The organism is Streptomyces sp. MS191 (assembly GCF_008042125.1).
In the GTDB taxonomy this organism is placed as follows: Bacteria; Actinomycetota; Actinomycetes; order Streptomycetales; family Streptomycetaceae; genus Streptomyces.
Genome location: NZ_RDBI01000239.1, coordinates 1 through 5244 on the forward strand (window position 1 = coordinate 1; position 5244 = coordinate 5244).

Annotated in this window: 5 protein-coding genes; 1 reads left to right on the plus strand and 4 read right to left on the minus strand. The window is 75.6% G+C overall.

Annotated elements, in window-relative coordinates; all coding sequences use genetic code 11:
- The 4 genes from EAO71_RS37020 to EAO71_RS37035 all read right to left on the minus strand — a co-directional run.
- A partial coding sequence (locus tag EAO71_RS37020) for a hypothetical protein (RefSeq protein ID WP_147982166.1) occupies positions 1–272 on the minus strand: 272 nt, incomplete at its 3' end.
- Positions 272–1333: a hypothetical protein gene (locus tag EAO71_RS37025; RefSeq protein WP_147982167.1), complete on the minus strand. Its 1062-nt coding sequence runs from the start codon at positions 1331–1333 to the stop codon at positions 272–274. The genes EAO71_RS37020 and EAO71_RS37025, both read right to left, overlap by 1 nt.
- Positions 1330–2346, minus strand: a complete 1017-nt coding sequence (locus tag EAO71_RS37030) for a DUF916 domain-containing protein (protein WP_147982168.1) — start codon at positions 2344–2346, stop codon at positions 1330–1332. Before EAO71_RS37030 ends, EAO71_RS37025 begins: the two co-directional genes overlap by 4 nt.
- Positions 2347–2460: 114 nt before the next feature.
- Entirely contained in the window at positions 2461–4071 is a 1611-nt protein-coding gene (locus EAO71_RS37035; protein WP_147982169.1) for a hypothetical protein, read from the minus strand.
- 318 nt (positions 4072–4389) lie between these two features.
- Between EAO71_RS37035 and EAO71_RS37040 the strand changes: the two genes are divergently transcribed.
- Positions 4390–5244 (plus strand): HpcH/HpaI aldolase/citrate lyase family protein (locus EAO71_RS37040; protein ID WP_147982170.1); only part of this gene is annotated, 855 nt, incomplete at its 3' end.

Genomic DNA, 5244 nt, shown 5'->3' on the forward strand with positions numbered 1-5244 from the left:
GGGGCGGCCCCCGCCAGCACGCAGACCGCCGCCGCCCGCCGGGCGGCCCCCGTGGTTCCGGTCGCCCGACCGCGGCGCCGAAGCACGAATCCGACCGCCCCGGCCAGCAGCAGAACCGTCGGCAGCAGATAGCGGACGGCCTCACCCGGCATCCCGACGGGCCCACCCAGCAGGGGGGCCGCGGCGAGGTAGGACCCGCCGGCCAGGCCGACCGCCGCGGCCGAGCAGACGTCAGGGCGCGGACGGCCGGAGGGAGTGTCGAGAAAGGCCATCACCGCTCCTCGTCCAGAGGGGACGTGTGCAAGGCGTCGGCCAGCATCCGTAGCCCGGCCGCGTCCACCAGGGCGGCCTCGCCCGCCAGCGCGCGGACCACCGCACGGGTACTGACCAGGCCCGGGCGCGCATCGTCCGCCGCCCCGGCCGCGAGAACGCCGGCCAGCAGGTCCGCCGCGACGAACGCCGGCAGCTCCACCGCGCCCGCCGTCCGCCGCCTCGCCCGACGGCTCTCGGCGCTCCGGCGCACGGCGACCGAGGCCGTGAAGACGGTCAGCAGGACGGCGACGGAGGCCAGTCCCAGCAGCCCCCACGGGTAGAGGTCGGTCGTGACGGCGAACTCGGCCGAGGCGTACCGGCCGCCCACCGAGTAGCGGCCGAACGCCGCCGCCGGAAGCCTTACGGGGATCCGGTACGTCCGTTCGGCGCGAGCCGGCAGTTCCGCCGTCACCGGGATGCCCACCGGGAGGTCGACGGTCGCCCCCGGCCCCCAGGCCACGATCAGAGGCGCCCGCCCCAGCGGCCGGTCGCCGGGGTTCCGCAGGGTCACCGTCAGGGTGCGGTGCGCGGGAGCGCCGAACAGCTCGCCGAACCGCGGTCCGCCGGACAGCGTGGCCGCCACCACGTCGACCCGCACGACCGGAGCGGGAGCGGTCGCCGGTGGTCCGCCGGCGACCCCTGCCACGTGCAGCGGCGTCTGGGCCCGGGCCCGGTCCTGCACCGCCACCGCCCGCAGGACGCAGGGGCAGGCGGCGGGCGGGGCACCCGCGATCAGCGTCAGCCGGAAGGTGCCGTCCGCGGCGACCAGGGCGACCGCGGCACGCAGCGTGTCGCAGTCGGCGCTSCCGCGCASCGCACCGCCGCCGCAGATCTCGACCTGGACGGTCGCCCCCGGCCGCCAGCCCTTGCCGGAGGCCTTGACCGGTCGGCCCGGTGTGGCCAGGGCCCCCTCCACCGTGACGCCGGGGCCGGCCGCGGCAGCGGGACCGGCGCCGCCCACGACGGACAGGACCGTTGCGGCCGGCAGCAGAAGGACGATCAGCAACTGGCGGAGCGTCATGACAACACCCCAGTGTGGGGAATGGCGCCGCGGGACCGCTTGCCCCGGAACCGGCCCAGCGCCACGGCGAGGACGGCGAGCAGCCCGGCCACGGCGCCGAGCGTGGGCCAGGACACGACAACCCGGCCGCTCTGCGCCGAGGTCGCGGGCAGTCCCGGCGCGGTGACGCGCACGGAGGCGGTGAGGTAGTCCGTGCCGGGCGCCTGCGGCCAGTCGACGGTGAGGTCGGCGCTCTGCCCCGGTAGCAGGAGGGGGAGAGTGCGGTCGGCGAAGGCGCTCTGCCGCAGCCCGAACAAGCCGCTGACGCGGGGTGAGACGGTGGGCCGCAGAGCGGCGTTGCCGGTGTTGACGACCGTGTAGGTGAGGATGGCGCGGGCTCCGCCGAAGGGGGTCCCCGCCGGGCGGTGCCGCACCCGGACCGAGCGGACGGCGACCCCGGGAGTCAGCGGCCCCTCCACGGTCAGCTGGATCCGGACGGCGATGGCCCGCTGGATGCCCACGTCGACGCCGGAGGCCCCGCCCGCCTGCTCGACCGCGTTGTTGAGGGCGACGATCCCGCCGACGTGGCTGCCCGGGGGCGCGTCGGCGGGCACGCTCAGCGTGAAGGGGATGTCGGCGGCGCGGCCGGGTGGGATGACCAGGGCGTTCGTACCGAGAGCGAGCCAGCCGCCCAGCCCGGTCTGCGCCTCGCCGGCCTGCCGGTAGGCGAGGGCGCCGTCGCGCGGGGTGTTGTAGGCGTCCGAGCCGTAGACCTGGAAGGAGAGCGGGGCGTCGGACAGGTTGCTGACGCGGACCGCGTCCCTGACGATCGCGCCGGGTGCGGAGTCCATGACGAAGGCGGTACGGTCGGCGGTCCCCGCCGGGCGCACCGACCACGCACTGCTGCCGGCGCCGGCGCCGCCCGCCCCGGCCCCCCTCGCCGCGGTGGCCGACGAGGATCCCGCCGGCAGGGATGCGAGCAGGGCTGTCAGCACCACGACGAGCAGAACGGCCGCTGCGGAGTGGGAAGTCATGGGGACCCGCCCGGGCGGGCGGTCACTGCGCGAAGGAGTCATGGTTCCGCTCTCGCCGGTGCCCGGCGGCGGGCGCACGGACTCGCCGCCGGCACGCTGCCGTGAGGAAGGGGTTCAGGACAGGGTCAGCCGCAGCACGGCCGCGTACTCGCCGCTCTGCACGATCTCCGGGACGTGCAGGTTCAGCGCCGCCCCCGCATCGAAGTGGCCTCCCGTCACCGAGGCCGGGTCGGCACTCGCCGCCTGGGTGCACAACGCGGCCGCTGTGGTGGAGCTGAGCGGTCCGGCACTGCCCGGGACGACGACGGAGGCCGCGGCCGAGCCCGGGTGGACGGCGCACTGCGGGGTCCACGACAGCCGGGACGCGGGGATCACGGCCCCGGCGGCGTTGCGGAAGTCGGTGACCGTGCCGACCAGCGACCAGCCCTCCGTGGTGCCGCGGAAGTCCTTGACCTCCAGAGCGCGCAGACCGCCGGTGGAGGCACCCGCGGTGCCGTCCACGGTGACCGGGGACAGGACCACTTCGCCCGGCTGCGCCGACAGCGTGAGCGCGCCGCCGCTGACGACCACCTTCAGCGTCTGGTCGGAGGCGCCGCCGTCGGCGCTTCCGGACCACGGGGCATCCGCGGTGTCCCCGCCGTCCTTCTCCTTCGCCACGATCCGCACGGCCCCCACGGCCGGGACGAGGGTGGCGGTGAAGTTGCCCCGGGCGTCGACCGGCGCGGTCGGCCCCGCCCCGCCGAGCGGTCTGCCGTCCTTGTCGAGGGTGGTGACGCTGACCTCGTCGCCGGGGTCGAAACTGACACCGCTGACGGTGGCACTGGTCCCCGGTCCGCCACCGCCCGGCGTGACCTGCAGCGTGCGGGTGCCCAGGACGCCGAGCACGAGGGACGACGAGGCCGGCCCCTGGGTGATCTTCAGCCGGTGTGGCCCGGGGGCCGCGCCCGTACCGATCGTCACCGTACCGGTGAGCCTGCCGTCGGCGCCGACCCGCAGGTCGGAGGTGAGATCGGCGCCGGAACAGCCGGTGCCGGCCAGGGAGCACAGCTCCGTCGCGCCGATCGGGACGGCGGGATCCCAGCCGGTTCCGGCCAGGGTCACGACGTCCCCGGGACGGGCTCCGGTGGTGTCCGAGGCCGGGCGGCCAGAGATGCCGGTGACAGCCGCGGCGGTGCCGCCGGCCGCCGGGGTGACGGTCATGGTGTGCAGGCCGGGGGCCGTGCCCTGGAGAGTGCAGCCGAGGGACAGGCCGTAGCTCGGGATGTCCAGGGTCAGCTGGTCGGGCGTCAGGGTCACCGTGCCGGGCTGCGCCACGGTGAGCTTGCCGGTGAGGTCGGGGATCGGGATCTCGCCCTTGGCGGGGACGGGCGGGTTCGAGGCCGGGGCGCTGAGCGTGATCGGTGCCTGCCCGGAGACGAGGACCTTGGCCGAGGGGACGACACTGGCGGCCGGCAGCGCGACGGGGCCGTTGGCCGGACCCTTGCCGGCGAGGCTGAGCTTGACGTCCACGGTTTCACCGGCCGCCGCGGTGGCGGGGGCGGTGAGGGTGGCGGTGGTGGTGAAGAGCGAGTGGGAGGAGCTGAAGACGCAGTCGTAGGTGACGGACGCGCTGCCGGCATGGGCGGGCGATCCGGCGAGGACCAGCGAGCCGGACGCGGCTACCACGAGGGCGGCGAGCGCGGCACCACCCCGGGTGCGGGCGGGTCTGGTGGGTCGAGGGCGCATGAGCGGTGGGTTCCTCTCGAAGGGAGCAATCAGTTTCCCTGTACGGAACTTTGTTTCGCTTGGGTTCCCATACAGCCCGCCGAGCACTCGGCGTGTCAAGGGTCCGGACAGCCGCCGCGGTAAAAGCTGTGTTTCGAGACGCGTGGCGACCACGAAACGGTGAATCCACCAGCGAAACGCACCCGTTGACCGGAACGTCCCGCGCTCCTAGGGTGGGTCCGCCGTCCGACTCCCCTTCGCAGCGCACGCGAACGTTCTCCGCGTGCCGGGCGGGCACCGGGCCGTCCCCCTCACTCCAGCGCATCGGAGCGCCGCGCCATGACCGCGAACCAGCCCCCCTCCGCGCCCCGCTCCTACCTCTACGTCCCGGGCGACCGCCCGGAGATGCTCGCCAAGGCGACCGCCCGGGGCGCCGACGCCCTGATCGTCGACCTGGAGGACGCCGTTCCCGCCCACGGCAAGGATCGCGCCCTGGCCCTGGTGCGCGCCTGGCTGGCCGACACCGCCCCGGACCGGGCGCCGGAGATCTGGATCCGGGTCAACCCCGGGGAGAGGGGGTGTGAGGAGAGCGCCCTGCTGGCCGGCCCCGCCGTGACCGGTTTCTGCCTCGCCAAGTGCTCCGGCGCCGACGCGATCGCCGCCCAGGACGCCGTCCTGACGGCCGCCGAGGCACGCCACGCCCTGGCCCCGGGCGGCATCGCCCTCGCACCCCTGCTGGAGACCGCCGCGGCGGTGCTCGACGTTCGGCCGATCGCCCAGGCACCCCGAGTACGCCATCTGCACCTCGGCGAGGCCGATCTGTGCGCCGAACTCGGCATCGCCCCCGCGGACGCATCCGGCGCGCCTGGCGGGACGGCACTCACCGCCATCCGCACCGGCGTTCTGCTCGCCTCGGCCGCCGCCGGACTGCTGCCACCGGTCGGCCCGGTCAGCACCGACTACACCGACCTCGACGCGCTCGCGCGCAGCACTCGAGCCCTGCGCGACCTCGGCTACCGCGCCCGGGCCTGCGTCCACCCCCGCCAACTGCCCACCGTGCACGCCGCCTTCGCCCCTGGACCGGAGGAGGTCGCCGCCGCCCGGGCCCTGCTGGACCGCTTCGACGAGGCCGTCCGGGACGGCTCCGGTGTCATCACCGACCCCGACGGCCGCATGGTCGACGAAGCCGTGGTC